General features: G+C 68.6%; 18 protein-coding genes and 1 tRNA gene. 7 read left to right on the top strand and 12 right to left on the bottom strand.

Annotated features, from left to right (window positions below):
• Positions 1–14: 14 nt before the first annotated feature.
• The gene (panB, locus tag C438_RS10850; RefSeq protein ID WP_004969425.1) at positions 15–824 is read right to left on the bottom strand and encodes a 3-methyl-2-oxobutanoate hydroxymethyltransferase; all 810 of its coding nucleotides are present in this window, start codon (positions 822–824) and stop codon (positions 15–17) included.
• Positions 825–982: 158 nt separating this feature from the next.
• Here panB and C438_RS10845 point away from each other — a divergent pair, with 158 nt between their 5' ends.
• The 3 genes from C438_RS10845 (at position 983) to C438_RS10835 (ending at position 2,825) form a co-directional block, all read left to right on the top strand.
• Positions 983–1,489: a type IV pilin gene (locus C438_RS10845; protein WP_004969424.1), complete on the top strand. Its 507-nt coding sequence runs from the start codon at positions 983–985 to the stop codon at positions 1,487–1,489.
• A gap of 132 nt (positions 1,490–1,621) precedes the next feature.
• On the top strand, positions 1,622–1,858 hold the full coding sequence (locus tag C438_RS10840) for a DUF5822 domain-containing protein (RefSeq protein WP_004969423.1): 237 nt from the start codon (positions 1,622–1,624) through the stop codon (positions 1,856–1,858).
• Positions 1,859–1,976: 118 nt separating this feature from the next.
• The gene (locus C438_RS10835) at positions 1,977–2,825 is read left to right on the top strand and encodes a translation initiation factor eIF-2B (protein WP_004969422.1); all 849 of its coding nucleotides are present in this window, start codon (positions 1,977–1,979) and stop codon (positions 2,823–2,825) included.
• Between the two features lie 51 nt (positions 2,826–2,876).
• On the opposite strand, the gene C438_RS10830 is transcribed toward C438_RS10835, so the two are convergent.
• The 3 genes from C438_RS10830 to C438_RS10820 form a co-directional block, all read right to left on the bottom strand.
• Complete coding sequence (locus C438_RS10830) at positions 2,877–3,995, bottom strand: Gfo/Idh/MocA family protein (protein ID WP_004969421.1); 1,119 nt, start codon at positions 3,993–3,995, stop codon at positions 2,877–2,879.
• A 173-nt stretch (positions 3,996–4,168) separates the two neighbouring features.
• Positions 4,169–5,137, bottom strand: a complete 969-nt coding sequence (locus C438_RS10825; RefSeq protein ID WP_004969420.1) for a sugar phosphate isomerase/epimerase family protein — start codon at positions 5,135–5,137, stop codon at positions 4,169–4,171.
• 108 nt (positions 5,138–5,245) lie between these two features.
• Positions 5,246–5,722, bottom strand: a complete 477-nt coding sequence (locus C438_RS10820; protein WP_004969418.1) for a GNAT family N-acetyltransferase — start codon at positions 5,720–5,722, stop codon at positions 5,246–5,248.
• Positions 5,723–5,896: 174 nt separating this feature from the next.
• Here C438_RS10820 and C438_RS10815 point away from each other — a divergent pair, with 174 nt between their 5' ends.
• Positions 5,897–6,307 (top strand): archease, encoded by a 411-nt coding sequence (locus C438_RS10815; RefSeq protein ID WP_004969417.1) that lies wholly within the window; start codon positions 5,897–5,899, stop codon positions 6,305–6,307.
• A gap of 102 nt (positions 6,308–6,409) precedes the next feature.
• The gene (locus C438_RS10810; protein ID WP_004969416.1) at positions 6,410–7,915 is read left to right on the top strand and encodes an RtcB family protein; all 1,506 of its coding nucleotides are present in this window, start codon (positions 6,410–6,412) and stop codon (positions 7,913–7,915) included.
• Between the two features lie 42 nt (positions 7,916–7,957).
• On the opposite strand, the gene C438_RS10805 is transcribed toward C438_RS10810, so the two are convergent.
• The 3 genes from C438_RS10805 to C438_RS10795 all read right to left on the bottom strand — a co-directional run bounded on the left by C438_RS10805 (position 7,958) and on the right by C438_RS10795 (position 9,607).
• Positions 7,958–8,305, bottom strand: a complete 348-nt coding sequence (locus C438_RS10805) for a hypothetical protein (RefSeq protein ID WP_004969415.1) — start codon at positions 8,303–8,305, stop codon at positions 7,958–7,960.
• 105 nt (positions 8,306–8,410) lie between these two features.
• Positions 8,411–8,851: a hypothetical protein gene (locus tag C438_RS10800; RefSeq protein ID WP_004969414.1), complete on the bottom strand. Its 441-nt coding sequence runs from the start codon at positions 8,849–8,851 to the stop codon at positions 8,411–8,413.
• Between the two features lie 201 nt (positions 8,852–9,052).
• Positions 9,053–9,607, bottom strand: coding sequence for an HAD family hydrolase (locus tag C438_RS10795; RefSeq protein WP_004969413.1), 555 nt, complete (start codon positions 9,605–9,607; stop codon positions 9,053–9,055).
• A gap of 75 nt (positions 9,608–9,682) precedes the next feature.
• Between C438_RS10795 and C438_RS10790 the strand changes: the two genes are divergently transcribed.
• Positions 9,683–10,096 carry a hypothetical protein gene (locus C438_RS10790; RefSeq protein WP_004969412.1) on the top strand — a complete coding sequence of 138 codons (414 nt, stop codon included), beginning with the start codon at positions 9,683–9,685 and terminating at the stop codon, positions 10,094–10,096.
• Positions 10,097–10,141: 45 nt separating this feature from the next.
• Here C438_RS10790 and C438_RS10785 read toward each other — a convergent pair whose 3' ends face one another.
• From C438_RS10785 to C438_RS10770, 4 genes are all read right to left on the bottom strand, one after another.
• Positions 10,142–11,287 carry an acyl-CoA dehydrogenase family protein gene (locus C438_RS10785; protein ID WP_004969411.1) on the bottom strand — a complete coding sequence of 382 codons (1,146 nt, stop codon included), beginning with the start codon at positions 11,285–11,287 and terminating at the stop codon, positions 10,142–10,144.
• A 96-nt stretch (positions 11,288–11,383) separates the two neighbouring features.
• Complete coding sequence (locus C438_RS10780; RefSeq protein ID WP_004969410.1) at positions 11,384–12,580, bottom strand: alanyl-tRNA editing protein; 1,197 nt, start codon at positions 12,578–12,580, stop codon at positions 11,384–11,386.
• Positions 12,581–12,615: 35 nt separating this feature from the next.
• A complete protein-coding gene (locus tag C438_RS10775; protein WP_004969409.1) occupies positions 12,616–13,137 on the bottom strand; it encodes a helix-turn-helix domain-containing protein in 522 nt (173 codons plus the stop codon).
• Between the two features lie 232 nt (positions 13,138–13,369).
• Positions 13,370–13,454, bottom strand: a tRNA-Leu gene (locus C438_RS10770).
• A gap of 142 nt (positions 13,455–13,596) precedes the next feature.
• Between C438_RS10770 and C438_RS10765 the strand changes: the two genes are divergently transcribed.
• Positions 13,597–14,157 carry a DUF420 domain-containing protein gene (locus C438_RS10765; RefSeq protein WP_004969407.1) on the top strand — a complete coding sequence of 187 codons (561 nt, stop codon included), beginning with the start codon at positions 13,597–13,599 and terminating at the stop codon, positions 14,155–14,157.
• Positions 14,158–14,493: 336 nt separating this feature from the next.
• Here the strand turns inward: C438_RS10765 and purF are convergent, their stop codons facing one another.
• The gene (gene purF, locus C438_RS10760) at positions 14,494–15,975 is read right to left on the bottom strand and encodes an amidophosphoribosyltransferase (RefSeq protein ID WP_004969405.1); all 1,482 of its coding nucleotides are present in this window, start codon (positions 15,973–15,975) and stop codon (positions 14,494–14,496) included.
• Between the last annotated feature and the right edge of the window lie 27 nt (positions 15,976–16,002).

Here is a 16,002-nt window from a genome sequence, read left to right as displayed (position 1 = left end):
GGTGACGGTCCTCCTCAGTACAGTTCGTCGAGGTCGTCTTCGACGTGGCTGTGTTCGTCGGCCGGGAACTCGCCGGTCTCGACGGCCTCTCTGTACGCGCCGACCGCCCTCTCCATCTCCGATTTCACGTCGCCGAACTGGGCCGCGAAGGGCGGGGTGCGGTCGCTCATGCCGACCACGTCGTCGACGACGAGCACCTGCCCGTCGCAGTCGGGGCCCGCGCCGATGCCGATGGTCGGGATATCGATGGCCGCCGTGACCTGTTTTGCGAGGTTCGCCGGGACGTGTTCGAGGACGAGCGAGAACGCGCCCGCGTCGGCGTGGGCCTTCGCGAGGTCGAGAATCTCCCGCGCGTCGTCGCGGTCGGTGCCCTGCCTGCCGTAGCCGACCTCCTTGACGCGCTGGGGCGTCAGTCCGAGATGGGCCATCACCGGGATGCCGAGCCGGACGAGGTGTTCGGTCAGTTCGACCGTGTGCGGGCCGGATTCGAGTTTGACCGCGTCGGCGTCGGCCTCCTTGAGCATCCGGCCGCAGTGTTCGACGCTCGACGCCTCGTCCACGCCGACCGAGAGGAAGGGCATGTCGGCGACGACGAGGGCGTCGTCGGCCGCGCGCGCCACCGCGGCGGTCCGGCTCGCCACGTCCTCGACGGTCACCGGGAGCGTCGAGTCGTAGCCGAGCGCCGTGTTGCCCATGCTGTCGCCGACGAGGATGACGTCGACGCCCGCCTCGTCGACGACGCTCGCGGTCGGCGCGTCGTACGCCGTGAGCATCGTGATGGGCTCGCTACCAGCCTTCGCCCGAATGGACCGTACCGTGACCATGCGAGGTCGTTCGCGGGTCTGCGTTATCAGGTTACCCTTGCGCGTCGCCGAACGCGAGTCCTCGCCGCCACCGTCAGCCCGCGGCGTCCACGCGGGTCGGCCCGACCTGCGGTCGAAGTAACACTTTACTTAGAGGAACGCGCCTGTGCGAACGACGCATGCCCGCTTTGTCACCCTCCGACCGCCGCTCGTCCCGCGGCATCTCCCCGGTCGTCGGCGTCTCGCTTCTCGTCGTCATCGTCGTCCTCCTCGCCGCGATGGTCGGCGTGATGGTGATGGGGTTCGAAGACGTGCTCTCCGAGCCGCAACCGCAGGTGTCGTTCGACGTGGCCTACCACCCCGACGGCCCGGGCAACGGCGCGAACGGCGCGTACATCAACATCACCCACGAGTTCGGCAGTATCGAAGACGGCAGTCAGGTGTTCGTCGCCGACGACGCCAACAACCGAATCGCGTGGGAGGACGTGTGGACCGGCGGCGAGACGGTCGGTCCCGCGGGCGAGTACGCCCACATCGACGGTGCCGGCTCCGACAGCGCGCTCCGCCCCATCTGCGAGGCGGGCCAGCACTACCGGGTCGTCATCGAACACGAAGACGGGTCGTCGAGCGTCCTCGTCGACTACGAGATTCCGACCGACCCGACCTCGACGAGCGCCGCCTGCTGAGCGCCGACGGTCGGGGCGTCGGACCCGCGCGCCGCGAGCGGGAACCGGCACGCATTAGCCGTCGCCGTGATACTGCTACCCGTGCAACCAGTCGAGCGCTCGAATCCGGACGGCGTCGATTACGGGTGGGTCATGCAGATGACGTTCGTCACGACGATTCTCGTCGGCTCGCCCATCGTCGCGGTCCTCTCGATTAACGCCGGGCTCCAGACGTGGGGAGCGCGCGCCGAGTTCGCGATTCGCGTCGGCGCGGTCATCTGGTTCGTGACTGCCGTCGTCCTGTTCGTCTACGCAAAGCGGACCAACGCGGGCGACGGCGGGACGCCCCCCGAAGCCGAGTTGGACACCGACATCGACGTGGAGGACTGAGGCCGACCCGCGGGCGACGCAGGCGAACGCGGGACTGGCCTGCGACGGCGACCGCGACGGTGTCGGCGGCGTCGCCCGCTCCCGGAAACTCTTTCACACGATACGGCGACGTTCTCGTATGATAGACGAGACCATCGAGGAGATTCGCGAGATGCAGACGCACAGCTCCTCGGTCGTCGCCGTCAAGGCCACGCGGGCGCTCGCGGAACTGACCGAGCGCGACTACGCGACCGTCGAGGAGTTCGAACGCGACCTCGAACGCAACGTCAGCGCGCTCAAGCGAGCGAACCCGTCGCACGCGTCGCTGTACAACGCCCTGCAGGACGTGCTCCACAGCGTCCAAGGCGAGGCCGACGACCTCGACGAGGCGCGGGAGCTCACCTTGGCGACCATCGACCGCGTGGTCGAGACCGTCGAGACGGGCAAGCGCCGCGCCGCCCAACAGGCGGCCGCGACCATCGAGGACGGCCAGACGTTCCTCACCCACGACTACTCCTCGACGGTCATGGAGGCCGTCGAAATCGCCGTCGCCGACGGCGCGGAACTCACCGCCTACGTGACGGAGGCCCGCCCGCGGTTCCTCGGCCGGAAGTTCGCGCGCGAACTCGCCGCCATCGACGACGTCGAACCGCATCTGATGGTCGACGGCGCGTCGGGGATGTTCCTCCCGAAGTGCGACCGCGTCATCATCGGCATGGACTGCATCGTCGAGGAGACGCTCTACAACCGCATCGGGACGTTCCCGCTCGTCGCCGCCGCCAACGAGGTCGGCGTGCCGGTCACGGTGGTCGGCTCGGGCGCGAAGGTCGTCGACGGCGGCTTCCGCTTCGAAAACGAGATTCGCTCGCCCAGCGAGGTCATGCTCGAACCCGTCGAGGGCATCGAACTGGAGAACCCCGCCTACGACGCCACGCCGGTCGACCTCATCGACGAGGTCATCACCGACGAGGGAATCATCGAGTTCTGAGCGGGCGGCGAGTCGCCCGCGGTCCGATTCGATTTCTCGCCGTTCGACCCGTCAGCCGAGGCTGACCCACCCGCCGGCCTCGTCGGAGCGCTCGATGGCGTCGAGAACCGCCTGCACCTCGTAGCCGTCCTCGAACGACGGCGAAAAGTCGCCGCCGTCGGCGACCGCCGACAGGAACTCGTAGTTCTCGTGGACGAACGTGTGTTCCCAGCCGAGGACGTGGCCCGGCGGCCACCAGTGGTCGAGGTAGGGGTCCGTCTCGTCGGTGACGAGAACCGTCTCGTAGCCGCGGGCGTCGCCGGTTTTCACCTCCAGTTCGTTGAGGCGTTCGAGCGAGAACTGCAGGCTTCCCTCGGAGCCGTGAATCTCGATGCTGTGGTCGTTCTTGTGGCCGTCGGCGAAGCGCGAGGCCTCGAAGCTCCCGACCGCGCCGTTTTCGAACTCGGCCTGCGCGGTGTAGGCGTCGTCGACGGTCACGGGCCTGTACTCGTCCGTGCCGGGCACGGGTCGCTCGTCGACGAACGTCTGGAGGTGGCCCGAGATGCGGTCGATGTCGCCGGCGCGGTCGCCGACGAGGAACCGAACGAGGTCGACCGTGTGCGCGCCGAGGTCGCCGAGCGCGCCGGAGCCGGCGGCGTCTTCGTCCATGCGCCACGTCCACGGCGCGTCGGCGTCGACGAGCCAGTCCTGTAAGTAGCGCCCGCGGACGTGTCGAATCTCGCCGAGTTCGCCGTCCTCGATGAGTCGCTTCGCGTACCGGATTGCGGGCACGAACCGGTAGTTGAACGCACAGCCGGCGACGCCGTCGGCCGCGCGGGCGGCGTCGCGCATCGCCTCGGCCTCGTCGAGCGTCGGCGCGAGCGGCTTCTCGCAGAAGACGCTGGCACCGGCTTCGAGCGCGGCGATAGAGGGCTCGGCGTGGAGGTGGTTCGGCCCGAGGTTGTAGAACACGTCCACGTCGTCGACCACGTCGCGCCAGTCGGTCGCCGTCGATTCGAAGCCGAAGCGGTCTGCGGCGTCGGAAAGCGCCTCCTCGTCGCGGCCGACGATGACCGAGCGCTCCACGTCGGGCGCGTCCGGGAAGAACATCGGCAGGCGGGCGAGCGCGTTGGAGTGCGCCTTCCCCATGAATCGGTAACCGAGGACGCCGACGGTGAGTGGTTCAGTCATTGTGCCGCCTCCGTGACCAGTGCAGTACCGCGAGCGAGGCCGGCGGCCGAGTCTCGCGGCAGTTTTTGGCCCAGATTTTTGCGGTGAGCGGGTCGCGAAGCGGCCCCGAACCGGAAAAAGGTGGGCCTGAAGCGGTAGCCGAGGACGCCGATTTTGAGTGAGTCAGTCATGGATTACTCCGCCCAGTAGGCGTCGCCGGGTTGCGTCTCGAAGACGGCGCGCGAGAGCACGTCGACGGCCTTTTCGAGGCCCTCCTTGGACGACGTGAGCGCGTCCTCGTGTTCGATGGAGAGCGCGCCCTCGTAGCCGACCATCCGGAGCGTCGACACCACGTCCTTCCAGTGGCCCTCGTCGTGGCCGTAGCCGATAGAGCGGAACAGCCACGAGCGGTCGGCGGTGTCCGCGTAGGAGGTCGTGTCGAGGACGCCCTTGATGCGCGACTCGGACTCGTAGACCTTCGTGTCCTTCGCGTGGAAGTGGTGGATGGCGTCTTCCTCGCCGAGGAACCGAATCGCGTCGGTGATGGAGATGTCCTGCCAGTAGAGGTGCGAGGGGTCGAAGTTCGCGCCGACGCGCTCGTTGGTCGCCTCGCGGAGCTTCAGCATCCCGGTCGGCTCGTAGACGAGCATGTTTGGGTGCATCTCGATGGCGATGTCGACGCCGTGGTCGTCGGCGAACGCGGCGAGGTCGGACCAGTAGTCGACGGCGACCTCCCACTGGTAGTCGTGGGCGTCGGCGTGCTCGGTCGGCCACGGCGCGGTAATCCAGTTCGGCACCTCGTCGTTCGGGCCGCCGGCGGGGAGCCCCGAGAAACAGGTGACGGTGTTCACGTCGAGGGCGTCCGCGAGTTCGATTGCCTCGCGGAGTTCGGTGTCGGCCTCGGCGGCCGTCTCCTCGTCGGGGTGGAGCGGGTTGTTGTGCGTGGCGAGCGCGCTGATTTGCAGGTCTCGGCTCTCGACCGAATCGAGGAGGGCGGCCTGCGCCTCTTCGTCCGCGACGAGGGCGCTTCGGTCGACGTGGTCCTCGCCGGGCCAGCCGCCGACGCCGAGTTCGACGCCGTCGACGCCGATACCCGACAGATAGTCGAGCGCGTCGTCGAGGGGTTCGTCTCCGAGTGGGACGGTGAGCACTCCGATGTACATATCACCCATATATACTAGGAAGTGAATAAAAATTAAGGATACGCGCAAGGGGGAGCGAGGCCGGCGCGGCCGCTCTCGAATCGGCGTCGAACGGTCGCAGTCGGTCGACTACCGGCGGAGGAACTCCGAAAGCTTCTCTCTGAGGCCGGCTTCCTCGCCCAGTCGGAGGTAGAACGCGGCCCCGCCGTCCTCGTAGTAGTTGTCGATGCGGCGGCGGACCTCGAAGCCCATCCGCTCGTAGAAATCGAGGGCGTTCGTGTTCGTCGTCCGGGCGTGACAGGTCACGACCGGGTGTTCTCTCGCGACCTCGGCGACGAGGCGCTTGCCGTAGCCCTCGCCGCGGGCGTCGGGCGAGACCGCGAGAAAGAGGATGTAGCCGTCGCGCCGCGTGGAGGCGAACGCGACGAGCGCGTCGTTCTCGTAGAGGAGATACGTGTTCGACCGGCGGTAGGCGTCCATGAAAAAGCCCCGTCGCTGTTTCAGGAGGCCTTCTTCGACCCGAATCCGCTCTTTCAGGTCCCACGCCTCCTCGGCGTACTCGCGCTGGCCGGGGGCGTCGACCCGCATCTCCACGTTGACGCTCACGTCCCGTCGTAGCCGGAGCGAGAATATAACTCCACCGTCCGTCAGGACGCCCGGACGCGGCCGCCGCCGGCCGACTCGATAGCCTGCCGACATGAATCGCGCGGGTCAGCGGCCCCCGACGCACACTCGCCGCCGACCGAAAGGACGAGGGTCGGCGGCCGCACTCACTCAGCTATGGGATTTACGCTCCGCGACCACACCGCCGACGTGGCCGTCGAGGCCGACGGCGAGAGCCTCGGTGGCGTCTTCGCCGCCGTCGCCGACGGGCTCACCGCCGCGATGTGCGACGACCCCGCCGAGACGGGCGACCGCTTTTCGTTTTCCGTCCGCGCGGAGGGCCGCGAGGCGCTGTTGTTCGACTACCTCGACCAACTCATCTACGAGCGCGACGTGCGCGGCGTCCTCCCCGCGGCCCACGAGGCGACCGTCCGCCGAGCGGGCGACGAGTGGGTCGTCGAGGCGTCCGCGCGCGGCGTCCCCTTCGCCGACGTGGACGCCCGCGACGTGAAGGCCGTCACCTACTCCGAGATGCGACTGGCGGAGACCGACGCCGGCTGGGAGGCGTACGTCGTCTTCGACGTGTGAGCTGTCGGCTTTGTCTCCGTCGTCGCCGACGGTCGCGCCGCGCGCCACAGACGCTCGCGGCGTGACGGAATCCTATTGAGTCGGCGCGTCGATTGTCCGGGTATGGAAACGCGCGAGTTCGGCGACATCGAACTGCGACGAGTTCGCGAGCACGTCTGGGAGATTCCGCAGGAGGGCGAGATGAACGCCCCCGCGCGGGTGCTGGCCTCCGAGGCGTTGCTCGACCACATCGGCGACGACAAGACGCTCGAACAGCTCCGGAACGCGACCCACCTGCCGGGCATCGCCAACCACGCCATCTGCATGCCCGACGGCCACCAGGGCTACGGCTTCCCCGTCGGCGGCGTCGGCGCGACCGACACCACGGACGGCTGTATCTCGCCCGGCGCGGTCGGCTACGACATCAACTGCGGCGTCCGCATGATGACGACGAACCTCACCTACGAGGACCTCCGGGGCCACGAGGAGGAACTCGTCGACGCCCTGTTCGAGGCGGTTCCTTCGGGGCTCGGCGGCGGCGGCGTCGTCAAGGGCGACGCCGAGACCATCGAGGACATCCTCGCCCGCGGGATGCGCTGGGCGGTCGACGCCGGCTACGCCACGGACGACGACCTCGCCCACTGCGAGGACGAGGGCTTCCGCGACGACGCCCGTCCCGAGTTCGTCTCCCAGAAGGCGAAGGACCGCGGCCGCAACCAAATCGGCAGTCTCGGCTCCGGGAACCACTTCCTCGAAGTCCAGCGCGTCACGGACATCTACCGCGACGACGTGGCCGAGTCGTTCGGCCTCGAAGCCGACCAAATCGTCGTCCTCATCCACTGTGGCTCCCGCGGCCTCGGCCACCAGACCTGCACCGACTACCTCCGGCGCATCGAGAAGGAACACAAGGACCTGCTCGACGACCTGCCGGACAAGGAGCTCGCGGCCGCGCCCGCCGGCTCCGAACTCGCCGAGGAGTACTACGGCGCGATGTGCGCCGCCATCAACTTCGCGTGGGTGAACCGACAGCTCATCATGCACCGCACGCGCGAGGTGTTCGCCGACGTGTTCGACCGCGACTGGCGCGACATGGAGATGCGGCTTCTGTACGACGTGGCGCACAACATCGCCAAGAAAGAGGTCCACGAGGTCGGGGTCGACCCGGAGGGGCGACCTGTGCGAGACGGTGACGCCGTCGAGCGCGAGGAGCGCGAACTCTACGTCCACCGGAAGGGCGCGACGCGGGCGTTCCCCGCGGGGCGGCCCGAACTCCCGCCCGCCTACGCCGACGTGGGCCAGCCGGTCATCATCCCCGGGAGCATGGGCGCGGGGAGCTACGTCCTCCGCGGCGGCGACCAGTCGCTCGACCTCACCTTCGGCTCGACCGCCCACGGCGCGGGCCGGCTCATGAGCCGAACCAAGGCGAAACAGGAGTACTGGGGCGAGACGGTGCAGGACGAACTCCGCGAGCAGGAGAAGATATACGTGAAAGCCCAGTCGGGCGCGACGGTCGCCGAGGAAGCGCCGGGCGTCTACAAGGACGTCGACGAGGTCGTCCGCGTCTCCGACGAGCTGGGCATCGGCGACAAGGTCGCGCGGACGTTCCCCGTCTGCAACATCAAGGGCTGAGTCGCCGACCCGACACGGCCCGACCTGACCCGTGTCCGCGGCTCAGGCGACGGTCGTCCCGACCGCGCGGCGCTTGTAGAAGTAGTACGCGAGCGCCGCGAGGCCGACGAACACCGCGGTCACGCCGTCGCCGACCGCGCCCCCCGAGAGGAGCGCCGAGACGACGCTCCCGAGGCCGATAGCGAGCACGAGCAGGCCGCCGCCGAGAATCCACGCCCGCGAGTCGCGGCTGGCTTCGTCGTACTGGCCGCGCTCGATGAGCGCCATCTCCTTTCTGTGTTCGAGGTAGACCACCGCGCCGGCGAACGCGAAGACGACGACGGCGAGGGCGACGAACGGCACGAAGAACAGCGCGTCGCCGAGGCCGAAGGAGGACTGAATGGGAACCATGCGTGAATAATCGACGCGTGAGCTATTGAATACGGAGGGACGCGCGTTCGCACGACACGAAGACATCGTCTCGGAGCGCACGGGTGCGCGAGTCGCGCCGAAAGTTCAGAACCCGCCGGGACCGCGCGGCCCCGCGTTCGGGCCGCCGGGTCCGGCCGGCCCAGAGGGGCCTCGCCCGCCGATGACGACGTAGTCGCTTTCGGGGACCGCCTCGACCTCGCGGCCGCCTTCGTACTTGACGAACGAGAGGTAGAACTCGCGGCCGCACGGCGACGCCAACCCGGGGCGCTCCACGTCGTCGGCGTCGACCACGTCGCCGGTCCACGACAGGGGCGAATCGCTCTCTCTTTCGCCCTCTCCTTCACGCTCGCCCTCGCCGCAGACGAACCGGACGCCCTCGGCGTCTTCGAAGTCGTCGGTCGGGTCGGCGTACGCCCAGCCTTCGAGGGGGTACGGCGTCACCGACTTGTCGGCCAGGTAGCCGTCGCGTTCGAGTTCGACGACCGCGCCGCAGTGCGGACAGTAGTACGAGACCGGAAATCCCATGGGTGAGCGTAGGACTCGGCGGGCTTAACGCCCGCGCCGAAACGGAGGTTTATCTCGAATGCCGCGGCCATCGTCTCCGTGCGTTGAGCATCGCCGCCGGGCGCGACGCGGGAGCGCGGCACGACGCCCGGCGGAGCGGCCGTGCCGCCTGTTCGCTCCTGTCGTAGCTTCTGCCCTGTCCCTGTCCCTTCGAACCTCCGTTCAGACGCCGGAGGGGCCGCCGTCGACGTATCTGAAGGCCACGCCGGCGCGGTCGGCCGTCACCTCGTCGCGGGCCGAGTCGCCGACGAACACGGCCGAGTCGGGGCCGACCGCCATGCGTTCGAGCGTCGTGAGCAACGGCTCCGGGTCGGGCTTCTGCGTCGCCACGGTGTCGCGGCCGACGACGGCGTCGACGTGGTCCGAAAGGTCGTGCACGTCGAGCGCGACCCGGCAGGCGTCCTCGGCGTTGAGCGAGCAGACGCCGGAGGGGACGCCGTCCTCGGCGAGGTGGTCCGCGAGCGGGAGGCGGTCGGAGACCCACGCGCCCTCCCGCTCGTGCGCCGCGATTTCCCGCTCAAGTTCGTCGCGGACGCCGGCTTCGTCGGCCGCGTCGAGCATGTTCCAGAGGTCCAGCGAGTCGGCGTCGACGCCGGCGTCCCGCAGGACGGCCGCGGCGTCGCGGGCGGTGTCGTTCCAGTCGACGCGGAGGTTGACGAGCGTCCCGTCGAGGTCGTAGACGACCGCGTCGAACGCCGAGAGGTCGGGGAGCGTCATTGCCAGCAGTAGGGAACCGCGGGGAAAAGACGCTTCGGGCGAAGGCCTATCCCGAATCCCCGCGTCGCCTCCGGTATGGCATTCCCGCTCCGCGAACGCCTCGCGCCGGTCCTCCCGTCGCTCGTCGTCGCCGCCGGCGTCTTCCTCCCGTGGATACAGGTCGACCCGGCCCACGACGGCCCGGTCATCGACGTCTACTACGGCGGCATGGGAAACGGGCTGGAACTCGTCCACGGAGTCGTCCTCCTCCCGACTGTCGTCCTGCTCTCCGTGGCCGCGCTCGCCGGACGGCGCTCCCGCCGCGCGGAACTCGTCGTCGGCGTCGTCGGCACCGTCGCGGTCCTGCGGTTCATCCAGCTGTGGGACGAGACGTTCGTCTCGGCGGCCGGCGCGTGGGTGACGCTCGTCGGCTGTCTCCTCCTCGCGGGCGTCGCCGCCGCCGACGTGGTCCGCGAGCGAGGACTGCCGACGCTCGCCCGGAGTCCGTGAGCGACTCGCCCGGCTGAAAAAGAGACGGCTCGCCGACTCGCCCGTTCAGTCGAGGAGCGACCGCGCGATGATTTCCTTTTGAATCTCGCTGGTCCCCTCGTAGATGGTCGTAATCTTCGAGTCGCGGTAGTAACGCTCCACGTCGAAGTCGGTGGTGTAGCCGTAGCCGCCGTGGACCTGCACGGCCTCGTTGGTCACGTCGACCGCGGCCTCGCTGGCGAAGTACTTCGCGATAGACGCCGCGGTCCGCGGGTCGTTACCGGCGTCGGCGACGCGGGCGGCCTCGCGGACGAGCATCCGCGAGGCATGGACTTGCGTGCCCATGTCGGCGATTTTGTGGCGAACCGCCTGAATCTTCGAGATGGGCTTGTCGAACTGCTCGCGCTCGTTCGCGTAGTCGATGGCGTCGTCGAGCGCGGCCTGCGCGAGTCCCACGGCCTGCGAGGCGATGCCGATGCGGCCGCCGGTCAGGATTCGGAAGGCCGCAGAGAGGCCCTTACCCTCCTCGGTGAGCCGGTTTTCGGCCGGGATGCGCACGTCGTCGAAGCGGAGCGCCGTCGTGTCGGACGCGCGGAGACCGAGTTTCTCCTCTTTCTTGCCGACCTCGTAGCCGGCCGACTCCGGGACGAGGAACTGCGTGACCGACGAGGGGTCGTCGGGGTCGGTCTTGGCGAAGAGGACGCAGACGCCGCCGCGCTGGCCGTTCGTTATCCACTGCTTTTTCCCGTTGATGACGTACTCGTCACCCTCACGCCGGGCGACTGTCGACATCTCCGCCGGGTTCGACCCGGCGTCCGGCTCGGAGAGGGCGAACATGCCGACCGGCCGGCCGCGGGCCATCTCGGGGAGCCACGTCTCTTTCTGCTCGTCGGTGGCGAACTCGGCGATGCACTCGGTGGCGAGACAGTGCACGGAGAGCGCCGTGGCGACGGCGAGTTGGCCGTAGGCGACCTCCTCGTTGACGACGGCGTAGGTGGCGCGGTCCGCGCCGAACCCGCCGTACTCCTCGGGGACGGTCAGCCCGGTCAGGTCGAGTTCGGCGAGGCCGTCCCACACGTCCTCCGGGAACGTCTCCGTCTCGTCGGCCTCGCGCGCGGTCGGGCGAATCTCCTCGACGGCGAACTCGTGGACCACGTCGCGGATGGCCCGCTGCTCGTCGGTCAGACCCGTGGCAGACCCTACGGTTTCCATGGTGATGAGTACGGACCATCATTGAAAAAGATGATTGAACCGCCGGTCGTCCGTCGGGCGTCAGCACGGCGCAGACCGGCCGCTCCACGGGCGTATTCAGTCGCGCAGGTACGCCAGCACCTCGTCGGCCGGCGCGCCGAGGCCGCCGCCCTGCGCGAAGGTCGGCCCACCGCCGCCACCGCCGCCGAACTCGTCTGTCACCTCGGCGACGACGTCCCCGGCGGCCGCGTCGCCGGCGCTGGCGACGACGACGAACGGCGCGTCGGACTCGCCGACGGCGACGAACACGTCTGCGTCTGCCCCGTCGCGGGCTTCCTTGGCGGCCTCGCCGACCTCGTTCGCGTCGAAGCCGGAGACCGCGCCGACGTTCCACGTCAGCCCGTCGCGCTCGACCGTCTCGAAGTCGGCGAGGCGAGCGCGCAGGACTTCGGATTTCAGGTCGGCGAGTTCGGACTCCAGTTCCTCGCGGGCGGCCGCGGTGCCGGCGGCCGACTCCCCCAGTCCATCGAGGTTCGTGCCGAGCGCTCGGGCGGCCTCGTAGGCGGACGCCCGGACCTCGGCGCGCCGGTCGACGGCCGACGGGCCGACCGCGAACTCGACGCGGGTGAGTCCCTCGCCGGGGTTCGACCGGCCGAGCACCTCGACCGGCCCGATTTCGACGGTGTTCGAGACGTGGGTGCCGCCGCAGGCCGCCCAGTCCCAGCCGTCGATAGAGACGACGCGAACCTCGTCGGCGTCGGCGAAGACGCCCTCCTCGGTCTTGACGTTGAACGCGATTTCCTCCCGCTCGCGGGCCTCCGCGACGGGAATCTCCTCCCACGACACTTCGCGGCTGTCCCACACCGCCCGGTTGACGAGGCGCTCCAGTTCGACGAGCGCGTCGTCGTCGACCTCGGTCGAGGTCTCGAAGTCGACGCGCACCTTCTCCGCGGAGATGTCGAAGCCGCCGTAGCCGAGGTCGTCGAAGATGCGTCGACCCGCGCCGTAGAGGACGTGACTGGCGGTGTGCGCCCGCATGCAGTACGTCCGGAAGTCGTCGTCGACGACGCCCGTCACCTCGTCGCCGACGCCGAAACCGGGGTCGGCCGCGAGGTCGTGGACGACCGCGCCGTCGGCGTCCGTGCGGACGTGTTCGACGTCGACGCCGCCGAGGACACCTCGGTCCGCGGGCTGGCCGCCGCCTTCGGGGTAGAAGTACGTCTCGTCGAGAGTGACCGACCGACCGTCGACGCGCGTCACCGTCGCGTCGAACGCCCGGACCGTCGGCGACTCGGGTGCGAGTGAGTCGGACATGTGCGCGTCGAGACGCCCGACCGAGAAAAATCGTGCTACTCGTCGACGAGGGTCACGTCGAGGCGCTCTTCGAGCGCGCGGATGGCCGACCCGCCGACGTTCGCCCGCGTGGCGCGGCCCTGCTCGATGGCGAGCAGTTGCTTCTCGTCGAGGTCGAGTTCGTCGGCGAGCTCGGCGAGTTGGAGGCCGGCGTCCTGCCGGGCGGATTCGACGACGCCGCCGTAGCCGGAGACGAGGTAGGGAAGCCGGTCTTTCTCGTAGTTCGTCCCTTTCTCCTCCCAGTGTTTGGAGTCGCCCTTCGCGCTGTCGTACATCTTGGCGGTGCGCTGGGCGGCGCGCTTCTTTCGGTTCCCCGAGGTACCGTCCCGAGAGGTGCCACTCGACCCGCTCTTTCGGTCGGCGTGGCGGTTCTCGCCGTGCGGCGCGCAGTCCGGGCAGACCAACAGGTCCGCGCCGGCCACGTTCGCGCGCCGGAGCTTCGCGGTGCTTCGGCCGCAGAGTTCGCAACTGTCGCCGTCACCGCCGCCACCGCCCCGGTTCGTCGAGTACTTGGCCATGCCCCGTGTTACTCGTTCGACCCTTTTAAACTCGCGGCACGGGGGCGACTGCGGGTGTCCGAAGTCGGAGCCGATGCGGTCGCTGGTCGGTGAATAGCGAGTCGCTCGGAGAGATATTCCTACCGGGAAGCGGTTCAGAGAAATCCAGAGAGGCGAACCTCTCCGGGTGTAGTTTCGTGGAAGGATTGTGCGTGGGTGATGTCCGTGTAGGGACGTCACCTGCATCTTGCGATGCGTGGGACCGGATTTGAACCGGCGGACCTCTACAGGACAGCGCCCTCAACGCTGCGCCGTTGGCCTGGCTTGGCTACCCACGCTCGCTGTGTCTTACTGCACTCTCCGTTACCCCGCGGTAATTTAAATGACTTTCCTTTCGACTCGGCAATGTCGGGCGTTTGCAGGCGTCGTGCCGCGGCGGGCGACAGAACGATTTTGGCCTCGCGGCCCCGGAATACGCCCATGGAGTTCCGAGCACGCGACCACGTCCGCGGACTGACCGCTCTCCTCTCGGTGCTGTCGCTCGCGCTCGTCTTCGGCGCGGCGCTCGGCGCGATTCCCCGCGCCGCGATTCCGACCGCACCGGCGGCCGCGCTGAACGCGATTCCGCACGTCAACGCGGTCATCAGCACCGTCGCCATCGTCACCATCCTCGCCGGCGTCCGATTCGTCCGGCGCGACGAAATCGAGCACCACCGGCGCATGATGCTCGCCTCCTTTCTCCTCTTTGCGACGTTCCTCGTCCTCTATCTCTACAAGGTCGTCGTGCAGGGGACCGCGGAGTTCCCCGGCCCCGACGCGGTCTACCAGTTCGTCTACCTCCCGACGCTGGCGATTCACATCCTCCTCGCCGTCGTCTGCGTCCCCGTCGTCTACTACGTCCTGCTGTTGGCGCTGACGCGGCCGATAACGGAGGTCTTCGGCACCGAGCACGCCCGGTTCGGTCGGGTCGCCGCCTCGCTGTGGCTCGTCTCGTTCGTCCTCGGAAACGTCGTCTACGCCCTCCTTTACGTCGTCTACTGAGGCGGGAGTCGGCGAGCACCGCCGCTCGGCCGTTCAAAGGGAGTACCCGTCCGACGCCCGCGGCGGGCGCGCGGCCCGAGGGCCGGTGCGGACGGGCGGTAGTACGTGGTGCGACCGGCAGGTCACAGAGACGGGGCGTGCGGGCCCTCCCGCGGCGTTCCACCGCCCCGTCGATTCGCACTCCGTACTCCGCTCGCAACCCGGTCCTCGGCGAGTCGGAGTACGGTTCGAACGACGCGCGCGAGAGAAAAGAAAGTCCGCGTTGACTATGCTATCGCGGCTCGCGGTGACTGTCAGGTGGCGCGATAGGTCGGGGGGGACGAAGGGAACCGAAACTCAGTCGCTCAGCGGCGCTTCGGCACCGACGACGGGGCGACTCACGTCGCGGTCGGTCTCCTCGCCGTCGATGTCGTAGGGGTACTCGCCGGTGACACAGCCGAGACAGAGGTCGGCGCGGGACTTTTCGAGCACCTCGGCCACGGAGTCGATAGAGAGGTAGCCGAGGCTGTCGGCGTCGATGGTGTCGCGGACCTCCTCGACGGACTTGTCCGAGGCGATGAGTTCCTCGCGGGTGGCCATGTTGATGCCCATGTAGCAGGGAGCGACGATGGGCGGCGCGCCGATGCGCATGTGGACCTCGGTCGCGCCGGCGTCGTACAGCAGTTGGACGAGCTGGTTCGACGTCGTCCCGCGGACGATGCTGTCGTCGATGAGCGTCACGGACTTGCCCTCGACGGTGCTCTTGATGGGGTTGAGCTTCAGGCGGACGGCGCGCTCGCGCTCGTCTTGGGTCGGCATGATGAACGTCCGGCCGACGTAGCGGTTCTTCATCAGCCCCTCGGCGAACTCGACGGTGGCGTCGTCTTCCTGTGCGGCCTCGGCGTAGCCGGAGGCGAACGCGCGGCCCGAGTCGGGGACGGGCATGACCACGTCGGTGTCGACGCCGTTTTCCTCCCAGAGCTTCCGGCCGAGTCCGCGGCGGACCTCGTAGACGAGCGTGTCGTTCATCACGGAGTCCGGGCGGGCGAAGTAGATGTGTTCGAAAAAGCAGTGGGCCGTGTTGTCGCGTTCGACCAGTTGATACGAGTCGAAGCCGCTTCCGTCGGGGTCGAGGACGACGAGTTCGCCCGGTTTCACGTCGCGGACGAGTTCGCCGTCGAGCGTGTCGATGGCGGCCGACTCGGAGGCGAGCACGTAGCCGTCATCGACTTTCCCGATACAGAGCGGGCGGTTCCCCTCGGGGTCGCGCACGCCGAGGACCGTCTCGTCGTGCATGATGGTGAGCGCGTACGAGCCGTGGATGCGCTCCATGGTCCGCTTGACGGCGCGGACGAGGTCCTCTTCGAGGAGGTTGCGCGCGAGGTCGTGGGCGATGACTTCGGTGTCGCCCGTGGAGGTGAAGGCGTGACCGAAGTTCTCCAGTTCGTCGCGGAGTTCGTCGGCGTTGACGAGGTTCCCGTTGTGCGCGAGACCGAGCGACCCCGACTTGAAGGAGACGGCGAACGGCTGGGCGCACGACTTCGACACGTCGCCCGCGGTGGGGTAGCGGACGTGACCGATGCCGGCCTCGCCCTTCAGACCGTCGAGGTCGTCGGCGCCGAACGCGTCGCCGACGAGACCCATCTGGACGTGACTGTGCTGTTGGAACCCGTCGTGGGTGACGATGCCTGCCGACTCTTGGCCCCGGTGCTGGAGGGCGTACAGCGAGTAGTAGAGGGGCCGTGCGGCGTCTCGACCGCCGAGTGCGACGCCGACGACACCGCACTTCTCGGTCGGTCCGCCGATGTGGTGGTGGGAGTCGTCCCGCCCAGTTACCATGGAAGATGGTAGAGAGTCGAGGGGGTA

Source organism: Haloferax denitrificans ATCC 35960, from assembly GCF_000337795.1.
Lineage (GTDB): Archaea > Halobacteriota > Halobacteria > Halobacteriales > Haloferacaceae > Haloferax > Haloferax denitrificans.
The sequence above is the reverse complement of the archived record's forward strand: the minus strand, read 5'-3'. Positions and strand labels throughout refer to the sequence as shown.

Coding starts and splice junctions, on each gene's coding strand:
- C438_RS10835 (WP_004969422.1), top strand. CDS start 1,977: ATGATAGACGAGACCATCGAGGAGATTCGCGAGATGCAGACGCACAGC.
- C438_RS10800 (WP_004969414.1), bottom strand. CDS start 8,851: ATGGGATTTCCGGTCTCGTACTACTGTCCGCACTGCGGCGCGGTCGTC.
- C438_RS10810 (WP_004969416.1), top strand. CDS start 6,410: ATGGAAACGCGCGAGTTCGGCGACATCGAACTGCGACGAGTTCGCGAG.
- C438_RS10815 (WP_004969417.1), top strand. CDS start 5,897: ATGGGATTTACGCTCCGCGACCACACCGCCGACGTGGCCGTCGAGGCC.
- C438_RS10780 (WP_004969410.1), bottom strand. CDS start 12,580: ATGTCCGACTCACTCGCACCCGAGTCGCCGACGGTCCGGGCGTTCGAC.
- C438_RS10795 (WP_004969413.1), bottom strand. CDS start 9,607: ATGACGCTCCCCGACCTCTCGGCGTTCGACGCGGTCGTCTACGACCTC.
- C438_RS10805 (WP_004969415.1), bottom strand. CDS start 8,305: ATGGTTCCCATTCAGTCCTCCTTCGGCCTCGGCGACGCGCTGTTCTTC.
- C438_RS10765 (WP_004969407.1), top strand. CDS start 13,597: ATGGAGTTCCGAGCACGCGACCACGTCCGCGGACTGACCGCTCTCCTC.
- C438_RS10785 (WP_004969411.1), bottom strand. CDS start 11,287: ATGGAAACCGTAGGGTCTGCCACGGGTCTGACCGACGAGCAGCGGGCC.
- C438_RS10790 (WP_004969412.1), top strand. CDS start 9,683: ATGGCATTCCCGCTCCGCGAACGCCTCGCGCCGGTCCTCCCGTCGCTC.
- C438_RS10825 (WP_004969420.1), bottom strand. CDS start 5,137: ATGTACATCGGAGTGCTCACCGTCCCACTCGGAGACGAACCCCTCGAC.
- C438_RS10775 (WP_004969409.1), bottom strand. CDS start 13,137: ATGGCCAAGTACTCGACGAACCGGGGCGGTGGCGGCGGTGACGGCGAC.
- C438_RS10830 (WP_004969421.1), bottom strand. CDS start 3,995: ATGACTGAACCACTCACCGTCGGCGTCCTCGGTTACCGATTCATGGGG.
- C438_RS10845 (WP_004969424.1), top strand. CDS start 983: ATGCCCGCTTTGTCACCCTCCGACCGCCGCTCGTCCCGCGGCATCTCC.
- C438_RS10840 (WP_004969423.1), top strand. CDS start 1,622: ATGCAGATGACGTTCGTCACGACGATTCTCGTCGGCTCGCCCATCGTC.
- purF (WP_004969405.1), bottom strand. CDS start 15,975: ATGGTAACTGGGCGGGACGACTCCCACCACCACATCGGCGGACCGACC.
- panB (WP_004969425.1), bottom strand. CDS start 824: ATGGTCACGGTACGGTCCATTCGGGCGAAGGCTGGTAGCGAGCCCATC.